Genomic DNA, 25,726 nt, shown 5'->3' on the forward strand with positions numbered 1-25,726 from the left:
CAACGCCAAATTTATTTGCCGCCGCCCGACGAAAAAGGACCGTATCGCGGAGATACGGTCCTTTCGCTATTTATAAAATCAGATATACGCGGGGATTATTTCTCCTCGCCGGCCTTCGCGGCGCGCCGGATCATCAGATCGTAGGCGATCGGCGTGGCGATGAAGATCGTGGCGGCCGTACCGACCACGACGCCGATGATGAGCGCGAAGATGAAGCCGCGGATCGTCTCGCCGCCGAAGAAGAAGATCGCCAGCAGCGTCACGAGCGTCGTGCCCGAAGTGTTGATCGTACGCGACAGCGTCGAGTTGATGGCGCCGTTCACCAGCTCCTTGAGATTGCGCTTCGGGTAGAGGCCCAGATACTCACGGATTCGGTCGAAGACCACCACCGTGTCGTTGATGGCGTAACCGATGATGGTCAGAATGGCGGCGATGAAGGCCTGGTTCACCTCGAGGTTGAAGGGCAGCAGCCCGTAGAACATCGAGAAGATACCGATGATGAGCAGGGCGTTGAACGCCAGTGCGGCCGTGGCTCCCGTAGCCCACTGCCAGCGCTTGAAGCGGAAGGTGATGTAGAGACCGATGGCGATGAGCGAGAAGAGCACCGAGTAGATGGCGTTCCACGTCATGTCCTGAGCGATCGAAGGACCGATCTTGTCGGCGGTGAGAATACCGTTCAGGTCGGTCTGCGTGTTGCGGAACTGTTCGAAGGTGATGGCATAGGAGTAGAGCGGGCTCAACGCGTCATAGACGATCTTCTCGACCTCGGCCGTAGCCTCGTCCGACGTGTCGTCGTAACGGTACTGCGTCACGATGCGCATCTGGTTCTCGTTGCCGTACTGCTTCACCTCGAAGCTCACGGACGAAGCGTCGGCGTCAGCGATCCGGGAGAAGGCCTTGTCGAGGTTCTCGCGGACATCCTCGGCCGATACGGGCTTGTCGAAGCGGACCACGTAGGCGCGGCCGCCGGTGAACTCGGCTCCGAGGTTCAGTCCGCGGACGGCGAACGAAACGCACGAGAGCGCCATCAGCGCCACGGCCAGTACGTAGGCGACCTTGCGCTTGCCGATGAAATCGACGTGCGTGTTGCTGAGGAACGCCTCGGACCACTTGTAGGAGAACGAAATGGAACCCCATTTCGCAACGATCCACTCGATCATCAGGCGCGTGATGAAGATGGCGCAGAAGACCGAGGTGACGATACCGATGATGAGCGTCGTAGCGAAGCCCTGCACGGGACCCGTACCGAAGACGAAGAGGACGATACCCGTGATGATGGTGGTCAGCTGACCGTCGATGATGGCCGAGTAGGCCTTCGAGAAACCGTCCTTGATGGCCAGCGAAATGCCCTTGCCGCCGCGGAGCTCCTCCTTGATGCGTTCGTAGATGATGACGTTGGCATCGACGGCCATACCCATCGTCAGCACGATACCGGCGATACCCGGAAGGGTCAGCACGGCGCCGAACGACACGAGCACGCCCATCAGCAGGAAGACGTTGGTCAGCAGCGCGATGTCGGCCATCCAGCCCGCCGTCTTATAGAAGAGGCCCATGTAGAGGAGTACGAGGATGAAGGCGATCACGAACGAAAGCATACCGGCGTTGATCGACTCCTGGCCCAGCGAAGGACCGACGACCGTATCCTGAATGATCTTCGCGGGAGCGGGGACCTTGCCCGAGTTGAGCACGTTGGCCAGGTCCTTGGCCTCCTGAATCGTGAAATCGCCCGTGATCGAGGACTGGCCCTTGTCGATCTTGCCGTTCACACGGGGCGCCGAATAGACGTAGCCGTCGAGCACGATGGCGATGCACTTGCCGATGTTCTCGCCCGTCATGCGCGCCCACTCCTGCGTACCCTCGGCGTTCATCGTCATCGAGACTTCGGCCGTGGCGCCGCGCTGGGCGTACTGCTCGGTGGCCTCCGTGACGACCGAACCGTCGAGCGGAGCCTTGCCGTCGGGAGTGGAGACGCGGATGGCGTAGAGGTAGTAGCGGCCGTCGATATGGTCGTCGCCCTTGACGCCCCACTTGAAAAGGATGTCGGCCGGGAAGAGCTCGCGCACGGCAGGCTGGGCCAGGTAGGCGTTCACGGCGGCCATGTCGGCCTTGTAGGCGGCGCCGATGGCGGCTCCGCCGGCGAACGACGGGTCGAGCACGGCGAAGAGCGGATTCTCCTCACGGTCGTAGTTGCCCGTGCGGGCCGACTCGGCCACCGACGCGGAATCGGCGCCCACCTCGGCGATCAGGCCCGAAGTCTCACCGGCGGCGGGAGCCGTCGAAGCGGCCTCCGCCGAAACCTCCGCCTCCCCGGCAGCAGGCTGAGCGGACTGCTCGGAACGGATGAACTTGTCGGCCGAAACCAGAATCGGCAGCACTTCGCGGGCGTCGTAGGTGGTCCAGAACTCGAGCGAGGCGGTTCCCTGCAACAGGTCGCGGACGCGCTGCGGCTCCTTCACGCCCGGCAGCTCGACCAGAATGCGGTGCGAGTTGGGCAGACGCATGATGTTGGGCTGCGTCACGCCGAAGTGGTCGATACGGCTGCGGAGCACGTTGAACGAAGCGGCGATGGCGGCTTCGGTCTCGCGCTTGAGGATCTTCTCCACATCGGCGTCGGAGCTCTCGAGCGTGATGTCCTTGCGGTCGGGGCTGACGAAGATCCCGGCGATCGGCCGGCCGCCCGAGAGGCGCTCGTAGGCCTTGACGAAATCGGCGATATAGTCGTTCGAGGAGCCCCGCTTCATGGCCTCGTTGGCCTCGGCGATGGCCTCGACGAAGGCCGGATCGTTCTGGCTGTCACCGGCGAGGGCCTTCACGACGTCCTCGACCTGCACCTCCAGCATGACGTTCATGCCGCCCTTCAGGTCCAGACCCAGATTCAGCTCCTTCTCCTTGCACTCCTTGTAGGTGAACTTGCGCAGCCCCATGTTATAGACCGGCAGGTTCTGCACCGAGTCGAGATAGTGCTGCTCGGCCCCGGGCTGTTCCTCGAGCGGGAACTGCGCGGCGTACTCGGCCGCTTTCTTCTCCACGCTACGTGTCTTGAACGTAAACGAGAGTTGATAAACGCACGCGAGCGCCAGCAGCACCGCGATGAGTTTAATAAAACCTTTACTTTGCATCTGCTTGAAAAAAATTTGTTATTATTTGTTGTTATTCAGTCATTACGCACAATAGCACGCAAAGATAAAAAAAAAGAATGGAAAATATGTATCCCGGCTGAAAAATCTCTATTTTTGGAGCCGTATGGCACGTTTGTCCGAATACAGATACCATTTGGCGGCGCTCTTCACCGTCTCGGTATGGGGCGCAACGTTCGTTTCGACCAAGGCGCTGATCGCCGCGGGACTCACCCCGGCGGAGATTTTCCTCATGCGTTTCGCGTTGGGATACCTCTGCATCCTGCCGCTGGCGCCCCGCCGGCTCCGGGCGGAAAACCGGCGCGACGAGGCGGCGTTCGCCGCGGCGGGCGTCTGCGGCGGATCGCTCTATTTCCTGCTGGAGAACGTCGCGCTGGAGTACGCCCCGGCGTCGAACGTTTCGCTGCTGGTCTGCACGGCGCCCGTCTGGACGGCCCTCGCGGCCGGACGCGCCGACCGCAGCGAACGCATGACGCGGCGTCAGGCCGCCGGAGCCGCGCTGGCGGCGGCTGGCATGGCGCTGGTGGTGCTCAACGGACGTTTCGTGCTGCACATCTCGCCGGCGGGCGACCTGCTGGCACTGGCCGCCGCGCTGTCGTGGATGGGCTATTCGCTGGTCATCAAACGGCTGGGGGCGCGTTATCCGGCGTCATTCATCGCCCGGAAGGTCTTCTTCTACGGCATGGCGACGATCCTGCCGGTCTTCGCATTCCGCCCGTTCGCCGCGACCGGGGAGCTGCTCGCGCGCCCCGTCGTATGGGCCAACCTGCTGTTCCTGGGCGTCGTGGCCTCGGGATTCTGCTACGCCCTCTGGAACGCCGTGATGCGCCGGCTGGGAGCCGTCCGGGCGACCAACTACATCTTCTTCAACCCGCTGGTGACGATGCTCACGGCGGCGCTCTGCATCGGCGAGCGCATCACGGCGCCGGCTCTCGCGGGTGCGGCGATGATCCTCTGCGGCATGTGGCACGCGGAGCGACGGTGAGCCGATCGCGGGACTTTCCGGTCCGCAGCAAACGACGGACCGGTTAGCAAGAAGCCGCCGGAGGCGGCATGCGGAAATTCCGGAAATTTTCACTATATTTGGAAATCTCAACCCGAAAAACGCCATGAAAAAACTGCTGCTTTGCTGCTGCGCCGCGCTGTTCGCCGCGAACGCGTCCGCACAACCCGCCTACGAGCCGTCGCCCGAGAACCTCGCCGCACGGCAACGATTCGCCGATGGAAGGTTCGGCATCTTCCTCCACTGGGGTCTCTACGCCCTGCTCGGACAGGGCGAATGGGTGATGACCAACCAGGACATCGACTACCGCGAATACGAGAAGCTCGCCGGGGCGTTCTGTCCGGCGGCATTCGACGCAAAGGCGTGGGTGACGGCCTTCCGCGAGGCAGGAGCCCGCTACGTCTGCTTCACGACGCGCCACCACGACGGATTCTCGATGTTCCGCACGGCGCAGTCGCCCTACAACGTCGCGGACGCCACGCCGTTCGGACGCGACGTGGTGAAGGAGCTGGCCGAAGAGTGCCGCCGGCAGGGTCTGGGCATCCACTTCTACTATTCGCTCATCGACTGGTGGCGGGAGGATGCACCGCGCGGCCGCACGGGGCGCGGCACGGGACGTCCGGCCGAAAAGGAGGATGCGGAGGCCTATTTCGACTTCATGAAGGCGCAGCTCACCGAGCTGCTCACGCAATACGGCCCGGTGGGGGCGATCTGGTTCGACGGCGTGTGGGACCAGGACGAAAATCCCGGGTTTGACTGGCGCCTGGACGAACTGTACGGACTGATCCACACGCTGCAACCGGCCTGTCTGGTAGTGAACAACCACCACCTCACGCCGTTCGAGGGCGAGGACGTGCAGACCTTCGAACGCGACCTGCCGGGCGAGAACACGGCGGGACTCTCGGGGCAGGCCGTGAGCCGCCTGCCGCTCGAAACGTGCCAGACGATGAACGGCTCGTGGGGATACCGGATCACGGACCTGAGCTACAAACCGACGGACGAACTCGTCCGCTACCTCGCGGGGGCTGCGGGACGCGGAGGGAATCTGCTGCTCAATATCGGCCCGCAGCCCGACGGGGCGCTGCCCGCGGCGGCTTTGGAACGCCTCGCGGGAATCGGCGCCTGGCTGCGGGAGAACGGCGAGACGATCTACGGCACGCAGGCCGGGCCCGTGACGCCGCGCGCATGGGGCGTCACGACCCGCCGGGGCGACAAGATCTACGTCCACGTGCTCGACTGGCCCGACGCGGAGCTGTTCGTGCCCATCCGCGGAGAACGGGTGCGCGAAGCGAAAGCCTTCGCAGACGGCCGCAGGCTGGAGTTCCGGCAGGACGAGGAGGGCGTGACGCTCCGTCTGGGCGAACGTCCGGCAGGACCGGATCACATCGTCGAACTGACGATGGGGAAATAGGCCGGGAACCCGCCCGCACGGCGGAGCGGTCCGCCGTTCAGGCCGGACAAGACCCGACAAGGCCTGATAGCCCCGACAGGACAGGACAAGGCCCGGCAGGACCCGACCGAACATGCGATGCTGCGAGCCTGCAAGCTCTCGCCGGGAATACGGGACAGTCCGGAAAGGATCGGACAATCCGAAAACGGCCGGAAAATCCGGGGGTGCACGGTGTCCGGGATACCCTCGCCGGGCATACGATACCGGACATACGATATATTCCGCGTCCGAAAAGCCGGGCCAGCAAATCGAGAGAAGACGAAAAAAGCGGGGAAGTGGATGTCCACTTCCCCGCTTTCGTTTTCGGATACCGGCCCGTTCCGCGATCGCCGCCCGGGCCGGAAGCCGGTGCATTATTTCACCTCCTCGAATTCGACGTCCTCGGGCTGCGAGCCGCCCTCGGACCGGGCGCCGCCCGCATCGGCCTGCGACTGCTGGCCGGCTCCGGCGTTCTGCTGCGCCCCCTGGGCCTGCTGCTGCGCGTAGATGTCCTGCGAAGCGGCCTGCCATGCGGCGTTCAGCTCGGCGATGGCCGTGTCGATGGCGGCCACGTCGGCGTTCTTGTGCGCCTCCTTCAGCTTGCCGAGCGCCGTCTCGATGGCGGTCTTCTTGTCGGCCGGCAGCTTGTCGCCGTACTCCTTGAGCTGCTTCTCGGTGGCGAAGATGTTCGAATCGGCGGCGTTGATCTTGTCGATACGCTCCTTCTCGGCCTTGTCCTTCGCCTCGTTGGCCTTCGCCTCGTCGCGCATGCGCTGGATCTCCTGCTCGGTCAGACCCGACGAAGCCTCGATACGGATCTTCTGCTCCTTGCCCGTGCCCTTGTCCTTGGCCGAGACGTTCAGGATGCCGTTGGCGTCGATATCGAACGTCACCTCGATCTGCGGCACGCCGCGCGGCGCGGCCGGAATGCCGTCGAGGTGGAAGCGGCCGATCGACTTGTTGTCGCGCGCCAGCGGACGTTCGCCCTGGCAGACGTTGATCTCCACCGAAGGCTGGTTGTCGGCGGCCGTCGAGAAGACCTCCGACTTGCGCGTCGGGATCGTCGTGTTGGCGTCGATGAGCTTGGTCATCACGCCGCCCAGCGTCTCGATGCCCAGCGACAGCGGCGTGACGTCGAGCAGCAGCACGTCCTTCACCTCGCCCGTCAGCACGCCGCCCTGGATGGCCGCACCGATGGCAACGACCTCGTCGGGGTTCACCGACTTGTTGGGAGCCTTGCCGAAGAACTCCTGCACGATCTTCTGGATGGCGGGAATACGCGTCGAACCGCCCACGAGAATCACCTCGTCGATCTGCGAAGCCTCGAGACCCGCGTCGCGCAGCGCCAGCTTGCACGGCTCGACGGTCTTGCGGATCAGATGGTCGCACAGTTGCTCGAACTTGGCGCGCGTCAGCGTCATCACGAGGTGCTGCGGAATGCCGTTCACCGGCATGATGTAGGGCAGGTTGATCTCCGTCGTGGTCGAGGACGAAAGCTCGATCTTCGCCTTCTCGGCAGCCTCCTTCAGACGCTGCAGGGCCATCGCATCCTCACGCAGGTCGATGCCGTGCTCGGCTTTGAAGGCCTCGGCCATGTAGTCGATCAGCACGTGGTCGAAGTCGTCGCCTCCCAGGTGCGTGTCGCCGTTGGTGGACTTCACCTCGAAGACACCGTCGCCCAGCTCCAGAATCGAAATATCGAACGTACCGCCGCCCAGGTCGTACACGGCGATCTTCATGTCGTTCTGCTTCTTGTCCAGACCGTAGGCCAGCGCGGCGGCCGTAGGCTCGTTGATGATACGGCGCACCTTGAGGCCCGCGATCTCGCCCGCCTCCTTCGTGGCCTGGCGCTGCGAATCGGAGAAATAGGCCGGAACGGTGATGACGGCCTCCGTGACCTCCTGGCCCAGATAGTCCTCGGCCGTCTTCTTCATCTTCTGCAAAATGATGGCCGAGATCTCCTGCGGCGTATAGAGGCGTCCGTCGATATCGACGCGCGGCGTGTTGTTGTCGCCCCGGACGATCGAATAGGGAGCGCGCGCGATGTCGGCGGTCACCTTGTCGTAGGTCTCGCCCATGAAACGCTTGATCGAGAAGACCGTGCGCTTGGGATTCGTAATGGCCTGACGCTTCGCCGGATCGCCGACCTTGCGCTCGCCGTCGGCGGTGAACGCCACGACCGAAGGGGTCGTGCGGTGTCCCTCCGAGTTGGGGATGACCACGGGCTCGTTGCCCTCCATCACTGCCACGCAGGAGTTCGTAGTTCCTAAATCAATACCAATAATCTTTGCCATAATCGTAAATATGTTTTAATTGTTTTTCCGTCTTTTCCGTGCCTGCGGTTTCCGGCCTTCGGGCATCCGCCGCAGGACACGTCCGTTTTCCGAACAAAGGTTGTACCAAACGGCAATCCCTGCCAAATTGTCAGACGAATGGCAGGAAGAGCGGTTCCGGAGCGCCCCGCGCACGGCATTTTGGCAGGAACGGTCAAAAGGCGCCCCGGCGGAACGGAGCGAAAAGGGACGGACGGCGCAGGGCGACGGCGCAAACGGACCGGGACGGAACCCGGCATGCGAAAGGCCGGATCCGCACGGAATCCGGCCTTCGGCCCGGCACACGGCCGGACAAAATATCGTAAGCTCTTACTGCTGTTCGCTCAGGATACGCATCGCCACGTCGAGAATCGTCGTGTCGTCCAGCGTCACGACACCGCCGTCGGGACCCGGTTCGAAGTGCACGCCGACACACTCCTTGGCCTCGTGTTTGCCTCCGAAATAGTTGCGGACGGTTTCTACGTCTATTCCCAGTTCATCTGCGATACGTTGCGAACTGCCGCTCGGCAGCCGGTCCTTGATACGACGCAACTCGTTAAATGTGATAATCATATCTGTTGAATTTTAGGTGTTGCACTTCTGCACAACTAAATTAATACATTTTTACGGAATTACAAAATTTCTGCCTGAAAAAGTAGCGGGAAACAGGAAAAACGGATTGCGGGACGAGAAAAACGAAAGCGGAGCGAAATGATCCGGAATCTTCGGCCGCAGTCCGGCAGGCATTCCGGACGAACCGCTCCCGGAAAAACGGGATGCGGGGCGCCCGCGGAAACCGGGAAGGCCGGGTCGGGAGAGCCGTGAAACCCGGAAAAAACGCATCAAGACCGGGAGTCTCTGACAAAGAGGGTTCCGAAAGAGCGGGACGTGCGAAAACGAACCGCTCCCGCGAAAGCAATTTTTCGCGGGAGCGACGGTCGCAGACGACGCCCCGGGGGAGGCTACTCTTCTTCCTCGGGTTCGATGTAGAGTTCGTAAATCAGCGGCGAGAAGGGCGGAATCTCCGTGCTGACGGTCGTCACGCTCTCCGAATCGTCGGAATCGCTGCCGTAACCGTAGCCGTAGCCATAGCCGTAATAGGGATTGTAATAACCGCCGTAATAGCCGCCGTAGCCGTAGTAGCCGCCGTAATAGGGATTATAATAGCCGTTGTTGCCGTAATAGCTGTTGTAATAGTTCAGATAATTGAGATAATCGTAATAATCCGAGGAGGAATATCCCTCCGAAGAGGTGGTTCCGCCCGAACGGCCCGTCGAACCGTAACCGTTGGTCGAGGTGGCGACGACGGCCGCCCACTGCCCGTACTTGAGATTGGGAATCGAATAGTACCACATGGTAACGGCTCCGCCCTCCTTGGGAGTGTATTCGTAGGCTTCGCCCTCCGAAACCACCTCGCCGTAAATCAGCTCCTTCACCTCGTCGATATTCGTATCGAAAATGAAACCGTCGAGGAAACGGCCGATATACCACACCTTAGCCGTGCCGTCGAGCTTCACCGAGTCGGCTTCCAGTTTCTTGATATCGGTCGGATAAGGATTGTCCTCGTCGGGATGGAAGCGTTTGACGAGCGCTTCGTTGATCTTCGTCTCGAGCGTCTCCATCGACGACGCCTCGGCATAGGGCAGGAAGCCCGAAAAATAGGGATCGGGGAATTTCAGTCCCTTCTTCGCCGGGTTGAACCGGTAGTTGATATAGACCTGCGGAATGGTGTCGTTGGCGCTCACCCACTCCTCGGTGACATTGTAGGGGTGGTTCTCGTCCTCGGGATCGGAAGGCAGCGGCCCGATGTCGGCCGTATCGTCGTCCTTGTCGTACATTTTCAGGCCGCCGTTATGCGTCTTGCAGAACTCGTCAACCTCGCGGCCTTCGTGCTCGAGCGGATTCTTGACCGTGTCGCAGATCGTCATCGTGACGATGAACGGCCGCCGCGCATCGAGCGTATAGCCGCTCTGCCCTTCGTAGCCGCCGTCGCCCGAAACGCCGCCGGACCCCACGACGCGCGAAGGCATGTAGAGCACCACCTGCGACCCCTCGCGGAGCCGGAGCTCGGTAGGAAGGTTCCGCTCGGGATGCGCCGCCACGTAGTCGGGATCGAGATGCAGCGTGTTGCGCATGGCCAGGTAGGTCCCCTCGATCAACGATCCCGAGAAGCGCTCGCCGCAATAGCGGTAATAGGGCACGTAACGGGTGTATTTGGTGAACGACCCTACCTGATGGGCCTCGTCCGCACGGCGCGTGAGGATGATGTTGCCGCTCAGGTCGCGGCCCGAAAAGTCGAACGACACCCAGCAGACCGTGTCGCTGATCGGAGCCGCCTTCATATCGCCGGCATCGAGGACGTCCACGTAATAGCCGCCGTCGGACTGGTAGTTTTTCAGCAGCTCGGGGCGATGCTGCTGCATCCACGCTTCGAGCGCCATATCCTCGAACTTGTCGAACGATTCGGCCTCCTCCTTCGCGCAGGAACCGAGCAGCAGCAGACCGGCCGCCGCAAGGCACAGGGTACGCAATTTCATATTTCGTCGCATTCTCATTCTTTTTCAATCGGTTGCCGGCTCCGGACCTATTCGACGCTCTCGACCGTGAAGAACCACGCAATAGGACTCTCCCGGGGGATCGTGCCGAAATTCCGGTCGCCGAAGGCCATGTTGTAGGTCATATACGCCTCCACCTCGTCGCCCGCGCGACAACCCAACAACGCGAGACGAAGCCCTTTTAGTATGTCGCCGCGCATGTCGAGCGTCAGCGGTTCGAACGACCAGGCCCCGGGGGTCAGCCCCGCCTCGAGGTAGGCCTGCTCCAGCAGCGGATCGTTCGAATAGAACGGAAAGGTGCTGTCGGTGATGTTCGAATAGGTGAACTCGTAGGCCCGGAAGGTGATCGTCACCTTCGACGAGGAGGTTACCTCCGCACGGCTCTCCCGCCCGGGAGCATAGTAGGTCTCGATATAGCGGTAAACCGTGCTGCCCGAAAGGGAATAGAACGGCTGCCGGGCCTCCTTGTCGGCCTCCGACTCCTCGACGAGCGCCGGGGCGTGGGACGATTCGAGATAGGAGACCAGCTTCTCCCGCTGCTGGGGCAGCACCTCCTCCTCGTTCGAGCAGGCACAGCACAGCGCGACGAGCGCGGCAAGGGCGTATATCACTCTTTTCATCGGCATATAATCGTGCAAATTTACAAAAACAATCCGATTTCCGCACAACAAACGCAAAAAAACGCCTCCGCAGCATGCCGCCGAAGAAAAAAAGAGAACGGAAAGGCGAAGACCGGAAGGCGCAGCCGCGCTTCCGGAGGAGAGGGAAGGCCGGAAAGGAAACGGACCGGGAAAGCGGGGGGGGGTAACCCAAAGGGCGAAGCCCCCGAAGGCCGGTTACGGAAAATGCAGCGGCGGACCGCAGTGCGGAAGCAGCCGGAAAATGCGGAGACGGTCCGGGAGAACACGGGAAACAGGACGGGGAAACACAGGGAACGGAACGGCTGCGGGAGCGGCCGCCGGCGCCGGAGGCGTAAGGGCCGGCCGTCAAAGACGTTTGAGAGCCATGCGCACCAGCTCCTCGACCGAGGCCGACGGAGATTCGCGGACGACGGCGCGCAGCACCTTTTCGGCCGCCGAGCGGGCGAAGCCGAGCATGACCAGCGCCGAGAGGGCCTCGTCGATCTCCCCGCCGCCGGCAGCGGCGGCCAACGGCGCACCCTCCCCGGCGCCCAGCGCGGTGAGCTTGCCCGTAAGCTCCACGATGATCTTCTGAGCCGTCTTGAGCCCCAGCCCCTTCACGTTCTTCAGCAGCACGGCGTTGCCCGACGAGATGATCCCCTGCAATTCGCGCGGCGAATAGGTCGAGAGAATCATCCGCGCCGTATTGCCGCCCACGCCCGAAACGCCGATCAGAAGCCGGAACAGCTCGCGCTCCACGCGCGTCGAGAAGCCGTAGAGCAACTGCGCATCCTCGCGCACGACGTAGTGCACGAAGAGCTTCGCGCGCTCGGCGTGTTCGATCGCCGAATAGGTTTCGAGCGAGATATTGAGGTAGTACCCTACCCCGCCGACGTCGATGACGGCATAGGCGGGAGCCGCCTCGGCCACGACGCCGCTGATATATTCGTACATAAAAGACAAAATTTAGACGCGGACGGGCAAAAATAAAGAAATTTTCCTACCTTTGTGTCTCAAATACGGAATAATTACCAAAAACCGAAAAAAACGATATGAAAAAAACTCTCTTTCCGGTGCTGGCTGCAGCGCTCGTAATGACCGCCTGCGGCACGAAAACGACGGAACAGACCGCTCAGACGGCCCAGACCGAAACGACGGCCCGGGTCGGCGCGAGCGATATCGCCTACGTGCAGGTCGAAGCCGTGCTGGCGCAGTGCGACCTCTTCCTGACCGAAGGCAAGGCCCTGCAGGAGAAGACCGAGAAGGCGCAGAAGAGCTGGGCGCAGCGCGAGCAGAACCTCCAGGCCGAGGTGGCGCAGTTGCAGGAGAAGTTCCAGAAGGGGCTCATCACCTCGCGCGACGCGCAGGCACAGCAGGAGAGCCTCCAGAAACGGGCGGCATCCTATCAGAACAACGCCCAGAAGGAGGCCCAGTCGCTCGACGAGGAGAACTACGTCTTCACGAACCGGGCGCAGGACCTGCTCAACCGCGCCGTGCAGCAGATCAACGCCGACAGGAAGTACAAGCTCATCATCAACGCCTCGGCGCTCATCGACGCCGATACGACGCTCAACATCACGCCCGCCGTGTTGCAGAAGGTCAATGAGCTGTACGCCGCCGACAAAAAGGCCGAGAAGAAGTAAAACGGCCGGACAAAAGGCAAAAAAGCGGTTTCCACGACAGCGGGGAAGCCGTTTTTTTCATACATTTGCAGGAAAACTGACAACGGATTAATTTTTCGAAGCAATGGGATTCGTTCCGTTCACATTCATCGACTTCATGGACATCATCCTGGTCGCCGCGATCATGTACTGGATCTACCGCATGACCAAGGGAACCAACGCCCCCTACATCCTTTCGGGGATCATCGCCATCTACCTGCTGTGGGTGATCGTGCGGGCGCTGAACATGGAGTTGCTCTCGACCATTCTCGGACAGTTGATCTCGGTGGGCGCCATCGCCCTGATTATCGTCTTCCAGCCCGAGCTGCGGAGGTTCCTGCAGATGATCGGGATGCGTCAGAAACAGTTCAACTTCATCACCCGCATCTTTTCCTCGGGCGAAGACCGCGTGCAGACGAACGTCGTGCCGATCGTCACGGCCTGCCGCGAAATGGCCGAGACGAAGACCGGAGCGCTGATCGTCATCGGACAGCGGAGCGACCTGCGGCTCATCGCCGAAGGCGGCATCGCCCTCGACGCCAAGGTTTCGACGCCGCTGCTGAAGAACATCTTCTTCAAGAACGCCCCGCTGCACGACGGCGCCGCACTGATCGAAGGCGACCGCATCGTGGCGGCCAAGTGCATCCTCCCGGTGACGCAGAGCGCCGTGCCCAAGTCCTACGGCACGCGCCACCGTGCGGCGATCGGCATGAGCGAAATCTCGGATGCCATCATCGTCGTCGTGTCGGAGGAGACGGGCGGCATCTCGATCGCCCAGAACGGCGAAATCCGCCGCAACATAGACCCCGTGCATTTGCAACAGACCCTCCAACGCTACCTGACGATCAATTCGCGCAAGCAGTCGAAAGGCGAGGTGGCGGAGTGAGCGGACCGCCGCACGGAGAGAAGCGGACGGAGAAGCTGCCCGACGAGTTCGGGCCTTACGATTTCACCCCTGTCGGAGATCGCGCCGACAGGGGCGATTCTTATTTGCAGAGACGTGCCGGACAGCAGGCTCCGGACGAAACGGCGAACGCGAAGGCCCCGAAAGCCAGCGGAGACCGGACGGCACAGCCGCCGAAGTCTCCCCTAACCCGGAGACAACGGGAACCGGACACGGATGCGGGAGAAAAACAGAAGCCGGAGGGGCAAATGCCAGGCCCCAAAAGGACGGGAAACGGCAAAGGGCAGAAAGCCCCGAGAAAGCCTCGGAGAGCCAAGCGGAAGAGACCGGGAACGGCGGGAAACCCGGCGAGGTATAAACCGAAATTCCGCGAGGAGTGAATCCCCGCGGAACGAAAAGGTTATTTCCCCCGGTCGCCGGATTACTCGGCGGGAGTCTCGGCAGGCTGTGCGGGCTGCTCGGCCGGAATCTCGGCCTGCGGCATCGCGGGAGCGGCCTCGGTGTCGAGCAGTTGCTCCTGCAACGCCTTGGCGTCCTTCGAAATCTCCGAATTGCTCTGGGCGACGAGGCCCTTGTCCATGGCCAGCGTGGCCACGAGGCTCAGCACCACGATGGCGATGGCCATCGTCCAGGTGAACTTCTCCAGGAAGTTCGTCGTTTCACGCACACCCATCACCTGGTTCGACGCGCCGAAATTGGCGGCCATGCCGCTCTTGGGGTTCTGCACCAGTACCGCGAGAATGACCAGAACGCTCGCAATGAGAATCAGGGCAATGCAAATCGTGTATAACATATCCTCAATTATTAATTATTTTTATTGTTCTTCAATTTTGCCGATAAGTTCGGCAAAGTAAACACTTTTTTCGGGATTTAGCAAACTTAATTTGCGATAAATCGCTATGGCTTCGCGGCGAAGCCCCTGCGAAAGGTAGATCGCCGCCAGCTCCTCGCTCACGATCTCGTCCTCGTCGTCCAGCTCGGGAGCGGTGCGCACCTCGCAGTCGGGCGCCCCGTCGTCGGCCACGATACGCAGATCCTCCTCGCGCAGGAACCGGTCGATGACCTCCTCCGAAGAGAGCCGCGTGAGGGCCTCCGCATCCACCGCCGCACGACGCAGGGAACTCTCCCCGCGCCACGGAGCGAAGAGCGCCAACTGCGGATCGGCATCGCCCGTTTGCAGTTCGCGCATCACGCGAACCGGCGCGAACCATCCGTAACGTCCGACGGCGGCGGCGATCTCCCCGGCCGGAGGGAGCGACGCTCCGGCGGGCGATGCGAAAAACGCTTTCAGAGAGTCCATATCGCCGTTTACCAGTTGGAGGCCGAAGCCTGGAAGATGTCCGTGACGAGCTTATCGACGATCAGCGGAATGAGCGTTCCCTCGACCTCGGTGAGCAACTGCGTCGATTCGTAGTCCTCGAAGGCCGTGAAGGTGCGGTTGAACGACATGCTCTCGTCGAGCGCGTTCGTGAAACGCACCTTGACGGTGATCGTCAGGCGGTTCAACAGCGCGTATTCGTCGCTCGACACCGAGGAGGTCGTCGAGGTGTAGTTCGTGATCTCGCCCTCGAAGGCGAAATCGCCCCCCTCGTCCACCTGCGTCAGGCGCGTCCGGCGCGTGAAGATATCGACCAGCGCCTCGGTGAGCGTCGAACTCAGAATGGGCGACACCATCGTGGCGTTGTTGGGGAAATAGGCCACCGAGAAGGTCTTGGCGTCGGGCGGGATCGACGCGCCCGAGAGCGAATACTTGATGGCCACGCCGCAGCCGGTCAAAAGCACGGCGCAAAGCGAGAACAGGAGAATGCGTGTCTTCTTCATAAGCTAATTTTCCGCTATACCCAGCTCCTTGATCTTCCGGTAGAGGGTGCGTTCGGACATGAAAAGTTCGGCGGCGGCCTCGCGGCGGCGGCCGTTGTTGCGGCGCAGGGCGCGGATGATCTGCTCGCGCTGCATGTCGGCCTTGGTCCGCTCGCGCGGCGGGTCGTCGGTCACCTCCTCGCTCTCGGCATAGACCGGAGCGGGCTGCACGGGAGCGAGGCTGCTCTGCGCGGCGGACGGCAGCAGCCCCCGAATGTCGCGCACCGGCTCCTGGCAGCGGCCCGAAGCCTGCATCAGTTCGGCCATCATGCGCTTGAGGTCGTTGATGTCGGCACGCATGTCGAAGAGCACCTTGTAGAGCAGCTCCCGCTCGGTGGACATGTCGTCGTCCATACGGACCGAACCGGCGGCCACGGGGGCTCCGGCCTCCTGCCGGGGCAGGTACTTCGACAGCACCTCCGCGGTGATGACCCGCGCCTGCTCGATGGCCGAAATCTGCTCGGCGACGTTTTTCAACTGGCGGATGTTGCCCCGCCAATAGTAGTGCATGAGCATCTGCCGCGCCCCCTCGTCGAGCGTCACGGCCGGCATGCGGTACTGCACGGCCACGTCGGCGGCGAATTTGCGGAACAGCAGCGGGATGTCCTCCGGGCGTTCGCGCAGCGACGGCACGACGATGGGAACCGTGCTCAGGCGGTAGAAGAGGTCTTCGCGGAAACGCCCCTGGGCAATGGCCTCCTGCAGGTTCATGTTCGTCGCGGCGACGACGCGGACGTTCGTCTTCTGCACCTTCGACGACCCGACACGGATGAATTCGCCCGTCTGCAACACGCGCAACAGGCGCGCCTGCGTCGGATGCGGCAGCTCGGCCACCTCGTCCAGGAAGATCGTGCCGCCGTCGGCCTCTTCGAAATAGCCCTTCCGGGCCTCCGTGGCTCCGGTGAAGGCCCCCTTTTCATGGCCGAAAAGTTCCGAGTCGATGGTTCCTTCGGGAATCGCCGCGCAGTTCACGGCGATGTATTTGTTGTGCTTGCGCGCGGAATAGGCATGGATGACCTGCGGGAAGAACTCCTTGCCCACGCCGCTTTCGCCCGTGACGAGTACCGTCAGGTCGGTGGGAGCCACGCGCAGGGCCACCTCCAGCGCCCGGTCCAGAAGTTCCGAAGTGCCGATGATGCCGAAGCGTTGTTTTACGGTTGCGATCTCTGTCATTGGGTTCGTATGATATGTTCGGGTTCGGTGCGGCGGTCACACGGCGGAAGCGGATGCCGGAACCGGCACGGCATCGGAAACGCCCGTCTCCCCCGCCGCGGCAGCATCGGGCTGCGGTTCGTCCGGCACGGCGGGAGCAGCCCACTCCGCTTCGATCTGCCGCTCGCGGTAGTCGCGGTAATAACCGTATCCGATCGCGGCGAGCGCCAGCACGGCGGCGATCACGGCGATCCAGATGAAACGGTCCGTACGGCGGCGCGGGACGCGGCCGACATAGGTGTAGGCATCGGTATTCTTCGGCGGACGGCCGTAACGCAGGCCGCGCACCGAGGGATCGGGATTCAGTTTGGCCGAAGGCGACACGTGCGGTTCGTCGAAAGCCTGCTTCACGGCCTCGGTCAGCCGTCCGGGATGCACGCGCGGCGTGCGGACCGGGGCAGCGGGCGCCTCTCCGGAACCGTCGGCCGCTGCGGCCGCACCAACCGGCGTCTCCTTTCCTACGGTCTCCGCAGCCGGGGATTCCGGGGAGGCCGTCCCGGACACGGGAGCGGGGTCGTAGCGGAAGGCGACGGTCCCGTTCGGACCGGCGGCGAGAACGCCGAAACCGGGCAGCGGATACTCCCCGCCGTGTTCCGCGGCATGGCGCACCTCGAAAACGAACCGGTCGATCTCGCCCGCGGCCTCCAGTTCGTTCATTCCCCGCTCCGAAAGCAGACGGCGCAGCACGCCGTCGTCGCGTTTGAGCAGTTCCGAAAAGAGCACGGCATGTCCCGGCTCCTTGACGATGAAAGCCCCCAGTTGGGGAACGACGAGCCGCTTGTGCGACTCCAGGTATTGCGATATGACAAGACTCAGCACGATTCCGAAAGCAGGTTTAATCCGGCTTCAAAATTACCTTTTTTCCGAGAAAAGACCAAATATTCGCTTCCCAATTCGCAGGAAGGGCTGAACGGCAGCGGGAAACGGCCGGACGGAAGGCCGAGTCCCCCGCCGGCAAAAGCGGCCGACAGACGACAGGCAGCCGGCAGCCGCCGCGGGCCTTCAGTTTTCCCGGCCGGAGAGGTCGGCGCGGATCAGACCTCGGGCGACGGCCCGCATCGTGAGATCGACCGAGTTGCGGGCTCCGAGTTTGGCGAAGAGATGCTTGCGGTAGGTTTCGACCGTATTCTGCGAAAGCGACATGCGGCGGGCGATCTCCGCCGTGCTGTGCCCCTCGGCGATCCGTTCGAGCACCTCCTGCTCGCGGCGCGTGAGCGGATCGGGTCCGGAACCGCACAGCAAACGCCGGCGGAGCTGTTCGAAGCGGGGACAGAAATAACGGCCCCCGAATGCCACGGCACGGACGGCGCGGGCGAGCTCCCCGGCATCGGAATCCTTCATCACGACGCCCTGCACGCCGCTTTGCAGCAGGCGATTGACGGTCCATATCTCGTTGTGCATGGTATTGACGACGATCCGGGCCGCAGGGTCCTGCCGCCGGATGGCGTCGATCAGTTCGAATCCCGGCAGATCGGGCAGTTCGAGATCGACGACGCAAAGGTCGAAGCGCCTGCTGCGGAGCGCCTGCAAAGCCTCTGCGGCGCTGCGGACCGCGACCAGATCGCCCGCCGTCCCTTCGCGTTCGAGGCTCTGGCGGATGCCGAGCAGAATCAGCTCGTGGTCGTCCACGAGCAGCAGGGCGAGTTTTTCGGCGTGTCCGGCGGCGGTCATAGCGCGATCTCCAAAGTAAGCGTCGTGCCCGTATCGGTGCGTTCGAGGCGCATTCCTCCGCCGATGGTCCGCAACCGGTCGGCCACGGTGCGCAGGCCGATTCCCTGCGTGCGCTGCTGCCGACGGTCGGGCGCACGGCCGTCGTCGCGGACCGTGCAGACGATCCGGCGCGCCTCGCGGCGCAGCTCGACGTCGATCAGCGTCGCGCCGCTGTGACGGACCAGGTTGCTCATCACCTCCTGCAGGATGCGGTAGAGCTCGTAGGAGACCTTCGGCGGAATGTCGCCCCAGCCGTCCGGCGACGAGGAGCGGTAGCGCAGATCGACCGCCGGAGGCAGTTCGAGATGGGATGTGTAGTCGCCTATCATCTCGTCGAGCGTGGCGTATTGCAGCGCGGGCGGCATCAGTTCGTGCGAAATGTTGCGCACGCTCTCGCGCATCGAGGCCAGCAGCTCCACCGCCTCGCGCTGCGCCCCGGGAGTCGGATCGGCATGGCGCATGCGCATCTCCAGCCCCAGCAGGTCGCTGCAGATGCCGTCGTGCAGCTCCCGGGCCAGCCGCGTACGCTCGGCCTCCAGTCCGTCGATGTACTTGCGGGCCAGCCGCAGGTCGGTCTGCCGACGGAACGCCTCGAACTCCCGTTCGCGGGCCCGCCCGCGGGCGATCTGACGCCTGCGCAGGAAGAGCAGCAGCGACACGGCCGCGGCGAGCAGTACGATCAGCACCACCGACCAGACGACGTAGCGCATCGTCGAGACCCGTTGCAGGGCCCGTTCCTCGCGCAGCGTGGCGATCTCCAGCTCCTTCTGCTGCGCATCGTAACGGGCCGAGAAATCCGACAACTGTTCCTGGAAACGCGCCCCGGAGACCGAATCCTGCACGGCATAGCATTCGGCCATGGTCCGGTAGGCCTCGGCGTAGCGGCCCAGTCCGGCTTCGGCCCGCGCGATGCGGTTGAGCAGCAGCGGCCGGGGAGTCGCCAGGTTGCCCTCCTCGGCCAGCAGCTCGCGGTACAGCCGCAGGCTTTCGCCGTAACGGCCCGTATTGAGGTAGAACTGCGCGATGACCTCCTTGTAGCCCAGCCCCTCGACGCTGCCGGGAGCCACCCGCCCGAGGTAGGGCTCCGTCAGGGAGATGTAGCGGCGCACGGAATCGGGCCGGCCGAGAAGCGTGAAGTTGCTGATGAGCGGCGCGGCGCATTTGACCACGAACGTAGGCATGTCCGCCCGCACGGCGAGCGCATAGGCGTCGCGCAGCGTGGCGGCGGCCTCCTCACGGCGTTCGAGCAGGACCTGGATGCTGCCCAGCGTCTGGTAGGCGTAGAGCTGCTGCCCCATCTCGTCGCTCCGGAGCGAGCGTTCCAGTCCCTTCCGGGCATAGACCAGCGCCTCGTCGAGCCGCCGCGTATTGGCATAGAGCACGGCGATGTTGATGTAGAGATTCGCCACCGACGACTCCTCGCCGCTCGCCTCGGCCAGTTCGGCGGCGCGGGAGTAGCAGACGAAGGCCGAGTCGGGCATCTCGCACCGCCGGTAAACCACGCCCAGCGCCGAAAGCGCGTCGATGCGCAGCGACCCGATGCCGAGCGCTTCGGCCTCGCGGAGCGTCCGGAACAGCCACTCCTTGGCCCGGGGCATGTCGCCGGCCGAAAAGAAAGCGTTGGCGCAGTTGTTCAGCAGCGTGGCGTGGAGCTCCGACGGCGTGTCCGGCAGCAGAGCCAGCCCGCGCTCGGCGTAGAGGCGCGACGAGTCGGCCGAGATATAGTTGTAGTAGCCGCTCAGATCGGCGCAGACCGAAGCCACGGAGTCGTTTTTCACGGCTCCGCCGGCCATAGCCTCGGCACGGCGCAGGCGGCCGAGCAACCCTTCCAGTTCGTCGGCGGGTGCGGCCGCCGCAGCCGCGAAGGAACAGGCAGCGGCAAGACAGCCCGTCATCAGGATTCGTTTCATCGGATTTTCGTCGGGTTTGTTGCGTCTTCTTCGACAAAGATAGCAAAAAAGAGCCGCCGAAGCGTTTCGGCGGCTCTTTTTTATTCAGAACAGGCGGACCTTGCCGTTCTGGGTCTTCTCCCAGCGGCGTCCGTACTGGTCCTCGAAAGCCGTTTCGCTGACCTTGTTCAGATTGCAGATGCCGCACGAAGGGTCTTCCACCTTGGCGTCGCACGTCTCGTCGCCCTGCATGAGGGGCCAACTCCCGTCCGTATCCGCACCGCCGCCCGAGCCGCCTCCGAAGCCGCCCAGCGACAGACCGCCGCCCCCGCCGGAACCGCCGAAGGCCATCGAAAGGACGTCCAGCTTGATGAACAGCAGCCAGAAGAGCAGGACGATGCACGCCGCGACGATCACGTAGCTCACCAGACTCACCACCGTGACGACGGCCACCCCGGCTGCGGTCAGCAGGTAAACGGCGAACGGGAATTTCCCCGTACCGGGATTGCGGAACAGCCCCCTGAAGCCCTCGCCGGCCTTCATCTTCCACACGGCGATCAGCGTCAGCAGTCCGAAGACGATGTAGAGCAGATCGTAACCTACGCCGTCGGGCCGGACATCACGCAGGTTGAAAAAGAAGAACGACACGAACCACGACAGAATGAAAGCGAGGTCGATGCGCGCCACCCAGCGGACCGGACGGGCGAAATTCGCATCGCGGCGGTGGAGGAACCAGAGGACGGGCGGAGCGAGCAGCACCGCCAGGCAGAGCAGGCCGAGAAGCCAGCTTAGCGCGACAATCAGATAAACGTAAGCCATGACCGCCGGGGTTTAACGGTAAGTGAAGGTATAAATATAAGTATTCGTACCCTTTCCGACCGGAGTCCGGGTTTCATTGGCGATGGTACACTTGTATCCGCCCTCCGGATAGTCGGGATTCACCAGTTCGTCGCCCACCACGATGTCGTATTCATAGCGAATCCTCGTGCAGAGCTCCTCCTGGGAAACGGTCGCAATCGAACCGTCGTCGTTGAAGGCATAGCGGAGCGTCTCGTCCCACTCGTATTCGCAATATTCGGAACTCTGATGAACCGTGACGTTCGGTTCCGGCCACGATCCCATCTCATCCCCGGACACCGATTCGTCTCCTCCGTCGTAACGCACGACATACCGGTCGGATCCCCGTCCCGCGAGCCGCAGCAACGCCAGCCGGTCGAGCGGACCGAGGATATCGGAGTAGTTCTCCGTACCGTCGTAGAGCAGTCCGCCCATGAAAAGCGCGTTGGGGTCGATGTTCAGCAGATCGTTCTTCACGTCGCCGAAATAGCGTTCGAACCCGTCGGCCGAGTTCTCACCCTCGTCGTCGCAGACCGTACCGCCCGAAACGACGCCGTCCGTATAGTCGAAGGTCGTCCACCCCGACGAATAGCCGGCGGACCATTCCTGACGTATCAGCCGTCCCGCGTCGTCGTATCCGAAATCGCAGACAAAGGGGGTGCTTATCGCGGTGGGCAGTTCGACGTGCCGGACATACCCCGCATCGTTCAGGGAGACGGTATAGCGTTCCGGCATGCCGCCGTCCGAAAAATCATAGGCCTCCTCGATGCGGATTTCGTCCGCGACCGAGTAGTCGAGCCGGCAGACGCGCCGGTCGGAAACGCTGCCGTCACGATCCACTTCGATCGAATATTCGACGATACGGTCGCGGTCGTCGTACTTGAAAACATAGGTATCGGTATCGAACCGGTCCTCGCAGCCCGACCAGTAGTCGATCGTCTGGTCGATCCGGCTGACGAGCTTCCGCACCGAAGGTTCGGGCACGGCGGGGTCGTCGTCATCCTCGTCGGGAACCTCGCCCTCCTCGGTCGTGCCCTTCTGCTCGACGGTGATCGTGATCTTCGTCGAGCCGCACTCGATCGTGATCGTAGCACGACGGTCCTTGCCCGTGGCGTTCACCCCGAGCCCGATCGTAATCGTGTAATCGCCCGCCGCATCGCCGTGGTCCGGGGAGACGGTCACCCACGACGGCGACCCGCCGGATACCTCGGCGCGGGTCTCGGCCACCGTGGCGCGCCACGGACCCGCCGTCGTGAACGAAATGCCCTCGGAGGGAGTGCCCGAGGTCTCGTCGGCGAAAATCGTGTAGTCTTTCGGCGTGCCGGGAGCCAACTGAATGTCCTTGCCTCCGTCGCCGCCGTTGTCGTCCGAGCAGCCAGCCAAAGCGGCCGCCGCGAACAGGAACGCGAAAATACGTTTCATAATCAATCGTTTGTCGTTCGGATCGGACCGCTGCCGCCGGAAGCTTCGGCGCAACCGGCGGCAACGGCACGAATCATTCGGTGTAGGTGATTACGGTTTCGAAGCTCTTGTACGGCTGTTCGACGTACGAGCTGTGCCTCTTCTGCGTGATCTTGGTCAGCAGGCCGTCGGCGTCGGTCTGGTAAACGTACTCGTAAGAGTCTCCGTCGGAATATCCGGCAAACTTATATCCAGTGACCGTTTCGGCCATATACGCCGACCGTTTGCCCGTAAGGCCGATGAGCGGGAAGATGTTGTCGGCATCTCCCGAAGCGAAGGCCCAGCCTTCGGTCTTCAGTACGCAGAACCAGTTCAGGTCGAGGTTGGTCTTGTTGGGAACCGTTCCGTAGCTCGCCTTGTCGATCACATCCTGCCCGTCGATCGTTCCCCACCACACTTCGGTCGGGTTGCCGCCCGTCCACGTGATACGCTCCTCGCCGTCCTCGGAGGAGACCGATTTCACCAGATACCCTTCGGCATCGTAAAACAGTTCGTACGTGGCGGAAGTCGGGGTACCACCGTCTTCGTCGTAGTACGAGGTCCATTTGCCCGACACGGCGCGCCCGGCCTCGTCCAGTTCGACCGAACCGGTATCCTTTCGGGAATCCGCCACGCCGTTCTCCTCGCGCGTTATCTCGTAGGAAACGCTCCGGTCGCCGTAGGTAAAAGCGGCCGTGAACGTGACGGGAACGCGCGTACGGGTGGCAGCGGACGCAGCGGGAATCCGCCTGCGGATAAAGGCCGGGGAGGGCTCATTCGTCTCGGAATAGGTCTCCACGACAATCTTCGTCAGGCGGGACTTCTCGTCGTAGAAATAATTCACGATTTCTCCGCCATCTTCCTCGATCCCCGAACCGAAATCGTACCAATAGGTATTCTCCATACGGGAAATCAGCTTCTTGCCGGCCGGCACGACGGGTTCGTCGCCCTCGTCGGGAACCTCGCCCTCCTCGGTCGTGCCCTTCTGTTCGACGGTGATCGTGATCTTCGTCGAGCCGCACTCGATCGTGATCGTAGCACGACGGTCCTTGCCCGTGGCGTTCACCCCGAGCCCGATCGTAATCGTGTAGTCGCCCGCCGCATCGCCGTGGTCCGGGGAGACGGTCACCCATGACGGCGACCCGCCGGATACGTCGGCGCGGGTCTCGGCAACCGTGGCGCGCCACGGACCCGTCGTCGTGAACGAAATGCCCTCGGAAGGAGTGCCCGAGGTCTCGTCGGCGAAGATCGTGTAGTCTTTCGGCGTGCCGGGAGCCAACTGGATGTCCTTGCCTCCGTCACCGCCGTTGTCGTCCGAGCAGGCGCAGAAAGCGGCCGCTGCGAACAGGAATGCGAAAATGCGTTTCATGATTCGTCGTTTTTCAGGTTATTTACGGGATGCAATGTGTTTGACTTCGTATGTGCGGGGATTCGAACGGTCCGTCTCTCCTTCGGAGGTCAGCCCGTACTCGACGGCCTCGGTGACATAGCCTTCGGCATCCACCTCGTATTCCATGCAGAAATCATCCTTGTAGGACCATTCGCCGTCGCCTTTCGTCCCTCGCATGAGGTTGCGGTTCCGGACGCCCAGCAGTCCGGCCCACGCCAGCTCCTCGTACCACGAAGGAAGCTCGTTCCATGCGCCGATGAAATCCGGCCGTTCGCGGTTCTCCAGATCGGTATAGGTAAACCGCGTCACGTCGCTCTCGCCGTCCGAACTGCCGTAGCGGCTCTCCACGAGGTTGCCGTTTTCCCACACGTAATCCTCCCACTCGTCCTCCTGCTCGGTGCGGATCAGACGGTTTTCGGAATCGTATTCATAGGTGGTGATGTCCGCCGACTCTCCGGAACGGCTCCGCTCGACCCGTTCGGCATACCCCGCGGCGTTGAGCCAGACCGTAAAGTGCGTATCCTCCTCGGGGTTGGCGATCCGCACGACGCCGTCGCCGTACTCGTATTCGTACGTTTGGGTAACCGTCTCGACCGTTCCGGGAGATACGACCTCGTTCGTCGTCTCCTTCCAGCGGACCAGCCGGTTCCGCTCGTCGTAGGTCAGCTCGATGCGTCTGTCCTCCACGCCGGGAGAGTCGTTGAAGTAGCAATACACCTCCGAAACCAGTTGCACGCCGGCCGGCACGACAGGCTCGTCGCCCTCGTCGGGAACCTCGCCCTCCTCGGTCGTGCCCTTCTGTTCGACGGTGATCGTGATCTTCGTCGAGCCGCACTCGATCGTGACCGTAGCACGGCGGTCCTTGCCCGTGGCGTTCACCCCGAGCCCGATCGTAATCGTGTAGTCGCCCGCCGCATCGCCGTGGTCCGGGGAGACGGTCACCCACGACGGCGACCCGCCGGATACGTCGGCGCGGGTCTCGGCCACCGTGGCGCGCCACGGACCCGTCGTCGTGAACGAAATGCCCTCGGAAGGAGTGCCCGAGGTCTCGTCGGCGAAAATCGTGTAGTCTTTCGGCGTGCCGGGAGCCAACTGGATGTCCTTGCCTCCGTCGCCGCCGTTGTCGTCCGAGCAGGCGCAGAAAGCGGCCGCCGCAGCGGCCAGCAACAAAGTGCGGAATCTTCTCATAATATAGTATTGAAGTCGATCGTTCCTCCGCCCGCTCCCCGGCGAAGGATTGTTAAAAATACAGAAAGCGTGGAGCCGAAGCCTATTTCACTTAAGCAGGTTCTGGAAAACCCCGGAGATGAAACGAGCGACAGCCCCACGCCTGTATCCACGATGGGATAAGACGCGGGAATGTTTGCTTACTCTCTCTCCTTTGAATTTTCCAGATTCGCTTAACGAGAATAAACTTACACTTTCCGTGTTGGTCAATATGTTACCGCAAAAATAGGAAACATATCCGGAATTTGCAACGGTATGCCGGCCGAAGCCGCTCTCCGGCCACGGCCGGACGGCAGAAACCGCCTTGCGGCGCACGGCCGAACGTCGCATTCCGGCTCTCCGGACCGCAATGCGGCGGCACGGACGGACCCCCGACGGAAAAAACTGCTGTCGTTTCATGGCGAATCGTTCGAAATCTGTCGCGGTCATCCGCTGCGGTCCCGGGCATCCCGGATGGCGCGGCGGCGGACCGCCGGCCGAAAGACGCCCGGACGAAACGGATTCGGGAGCAAAGATCGGAGAATGTCTTCATATAAACAT

The 25,726-nt window shown here is 62.6% G+C and carries 21 protein-coding genes; 4 read left to right on the forward strand and 17 right to left on the reverse strand.

What is annotated here, in order from left to right; translation table 11 throughout:
- Positions 1 to 95 precede the first annotated feature (95 nt).
- Positions 96 to 3,119 (reverse strand): protein translocase subunit SecDF, encoded by a 3,024-nt coding sequence (gene secDF / locus KB554_RS02290; RefSeq protein WP_211034851.1) that lies wholly within the window; start codon positions 3,117 to 3,119, stop codon positions 96 to 98.
- A 124-nt stretch (positions 3,120 to 3,243) separates the two neighbouring features.
- On the opposite strand from secDF, the gene KB554_RS02295 reads away from it, so the two are divergent.
- Both KB554_RS02295 and KB554_RS02300 read left to right on the forward strand, forming a co-directional pair.
- Positions 3,244 to 4,122, forward strand: coding sequence for a DMT family transporter (locus tag KB554_RS02295; protein WP_211034852.1), 879 nt, complete (start codon positions 3,244 to 3,246; stop codon positions 4,120 to 4,122).
- Positions 4,123 to 4,246: 124 nt separating this feature from the next.
- Positions 4,247 to 5,551, forward strand: coding sequence for an alpha-L-fucosidase (locus tag KB554_RS02300; protein ID WP_211034853.1), 1,305 nt, complete (start codon positions 4,247 to 4,249; stop codon positions 5,549 to 5,551).
- A 392-nt stretch (positions 5,552 to 5,943) separates the two neighbouring features.
- On the opposite strand, the gene dnaK is transcribed toward KB554_RS02300, so the two are convergent.
- The 5 genes from dnaK to ruvA all read right to left on the reverse strand — a co-directional run bounded on the left by dnaK (position 5,944) and on the right by ruvA (position 12,010).
- Positions 5,944 to 7,863: a molecular chaperone DnaK gene (dnaK, locus tag KB554_RS02305; protein ID WP_141429511.1), complete on the reverse strand. Its 1,920-nt coding sequence runs from the start codon at positions 7,861 to 7,863 to the stop codon at positions 5,944 to 5,946.
- Between the two features lie 348 nt (positions 7,864 to 8,211).
- Entirely contained in the window at positions 8,212 to 8,454 is a 243-nt protein-coding gene (locus KB554_RS02310) for a DNA-binding protein (RefSeq protein WP_141429510.1), read from the reverse strand.
- Positions 8,455 to 8,843: 389 nt separating this feature from the next.
- Positions 8,844 to 10,418 (reverse strand): hypothetical protein, encoded by a 1,575-nt coding sequence (locus KB554_RS02315; RefSeq protein WP_211034854.1) that lies wholly within the window; start codon positions 10,416 to 10,418, stop codon positions 8,844 to 8,846.
- Between the two features lie 47 nt (positions 10,419 to 10,465).
- Positions 10,466 to 11,056, reverse strand: a complete 591-nt coding sequence (locus KB554_RS02320) for an FKBP-type peptidyl-prolyl cis-trans isomerase (protein ID WP_141429506.1) — start codon at positions 11,054 to 11,056, stop codon at positions 10,466 to 10,468.
- A gap of 366 nt (positions 11,057 to 11,422) precedes the next feature.
- Positions 11,423 to 12,010 (reverse strand): Holliday junction branch migration protein RuvA, encoded by a 588-nt coding sequence (gene ruvA, locus KB554_RS02325; protein ID WP_141429504.1) that lies wholly within the window; start codon positions 12,008 to 12,010, stop codon positions 11,423 to 11,425.
- 98 nt (positions 12,011 to 12,108) lie between these two features.
- Between ruvA and KB554_RS02330 the strand changes: the two genes are divergently transcribed.
- Positions 12,109 to 12,699 carry an OmpH family outer membrane protein gene (locus KB554_RS02330; protein WP_141429503.1) on the forward strand — a complete coding sequence of 197 codons (591 nt, stop codon included), beginning with the start codon at positions 12,109 to 12,111 and terminating at the stop codon, positions 12,697 to 12,699.
- A 103-nt stretch (positions 12,700 to 12,802) separates the two neighbouring features.
- Entirely contained in the window at positions 12,803 to 13,603 is an 801-nt protein-coding gene (cdaA, locus tag KB554_RS02335; RefSeq protein ID WP_141429501.1) for a diadenylate cyclase CdaA, read from the forward strand.
- A 439-nt stretch (positions 13,604 to 14,042) separates the two neighbouring features.
- Here cdaA and secG read toward each other — a convergent pair whose 3' ends face one another.
- The 11 genes from secG to KB554_RS02390 all read right to left on the reverse strand — a co-directional run bounded on the left by secG (position 14,043) and on the right by KB554_RS02390 (position 25,147).
- Complete coding sequence (gene secG, locus KB554_RS02340) at positions 14,043 to 14,414, reverse strand: preprotein translocase subunit SecG (protein ID WP_141429499.1); 372 nt, start codon at positions 14,412 to 14,414, stop codon at positions 14,043 to 14,045.
- A 21-nt stretch (positions 14,415 to 14,435) separates the two neighbouring features.
- On the reverse strand, positions 14,436 to 14,921 hold the full coding sequence (locus KB554_RS02345; protein WP_211034855.1) for a hypothetical protein: 486 nt from the start codon (positions 14,919 to 14,921) through the stop codon (positions 14,436 to 14,438).
- 8 nt (positions 14,922 to 14,929) lie between these two features.
- On the reverse strand, positions 14,930 to 15,442 hold the full coding sequence (locus KB554_RS02350) for an LptE family protein (protein ID WP_211034856.1): 513 nt from the start codon (positions 15,440 to 15,442) through the stop codon (positions 14,930 to 14,932).
- A gap of 3 nt (positions 15,443 to 15,445) precedes the next feature.
- Positions 15,446 to 16,654 (reverse strand): sigma-54 dependent transcriptional regulator, encoded by a 1,209-nt coding sequence (locus tag KB554_RS02355; RefSeq protein WP_141429493.1) that lies wholly within the window; start codon positions 16,652 to 16,654, stop codon positions 15,446 to 15,448.
- A gap of 36 nt (positions 16,655 to 16,690) precedes the next feature.
- On the reverse strand, positions 16,691 to 17,512 hold the full coding sequence (locus KB554_RS02360; protein ID WP_179954809.1) for a hypothetical protein: 822 nt from the start codon (positions 17,510 to 17,512) through the stop codon (positions 16,691 to 16,693).
- Between the two features lie 183 nt (positions 17,513 to 17,695).
- Positions 17,696 to 18,364, reverse strand: coding sequence for a response regulator transcription factor (locus KB554_RS02365; RefSeq protein WP_141429491.1), 669 nt, complete (start codon positions 18,362 to 18,364; stop codon positions 17,696 to 17,698).
- Positions 18,361 to 20,313 (reverse strand): tetratricopeptide repeat protein, encoded by a 1,953-nt coding sequence (locus KB554_RS02370; protein WP_211034857.1) that lies wholly within the window; start codon positions 20,311 to 20,313, stop codon positions 18,361 to 18,363. The genes KB554_RS02365 and KB554_RS02370 overlap by 4 nt, the downstream gene beginning before the upstream one ends.
- An 84-nt stretch (positions 20,314 to 20,397) precedes the next feature.
- The gene (locus tag KB554_RS02375) at positions 20,398 to 21,111 is read right to left on the reverse strand and encodes a hypothetical protein (RefSeq protein WP_211034858.1); all 714 of its coding nucleotides are present in this window, start codon (positions 21,109 to 21,111) and stop codon (positions 20,398 to 20,400) included.
- Positions 21,112 to 21,123: 12 nt separating this feature from the next.
- Positions 21,124 to 22,551 carry a BACON domain-containing protein gene (locus KB554_RS02380; RefSeq protein WP_211034963.1) on the reverse strand — a complete coding sequence of 476 codons (1,428 nt, stop codon included), beginning with the start codon at positions 22,549 to 22,551 and terminating at the stop codon, positions 21,124 to 21,126.
- 73 nt (positions 22,552 to 22,624) lie between these two features.
- Positions 22,625 to 23,938 (reverse strand): DUF4595 domain-containing protein, encoded by a 1,314-nt coding sequence (locus KB554_RS02385; protein WP_211034859.1) that lies wholly within the window; start codon positions 23,936 to 23,938, stop codon positions 22,625 to 22,627.
- An 18-nt stretch (positions 23,939 to 23,956) separates the two neighbouring features.
- The gene (locus KB554_RS02390; protein WP_211034860.1) at positions 23,957 to 25,147 is read right to left on the reverse strand and encodes a DUF4595 domain-containing protein; all 1,191 of its coding nucleotides are present in this window, start codon (positions 25,145 to 25,147) and stop codon (positions 23,957 to 23,959) included.
- Between the last annotated feature and the right edge of the window lie 579 nt (positions 25,148 to 25,726).

Origin of the sequence: Alistipes sp. Marseille-P2263, from assembly GCF_018101075.1 — a bacterium.
GTDB lineage: Bacteria > Bacteroidota > Bacteroidia > Bacteroidales > Rikenellaceae > Alistipes > Alistipes dispar.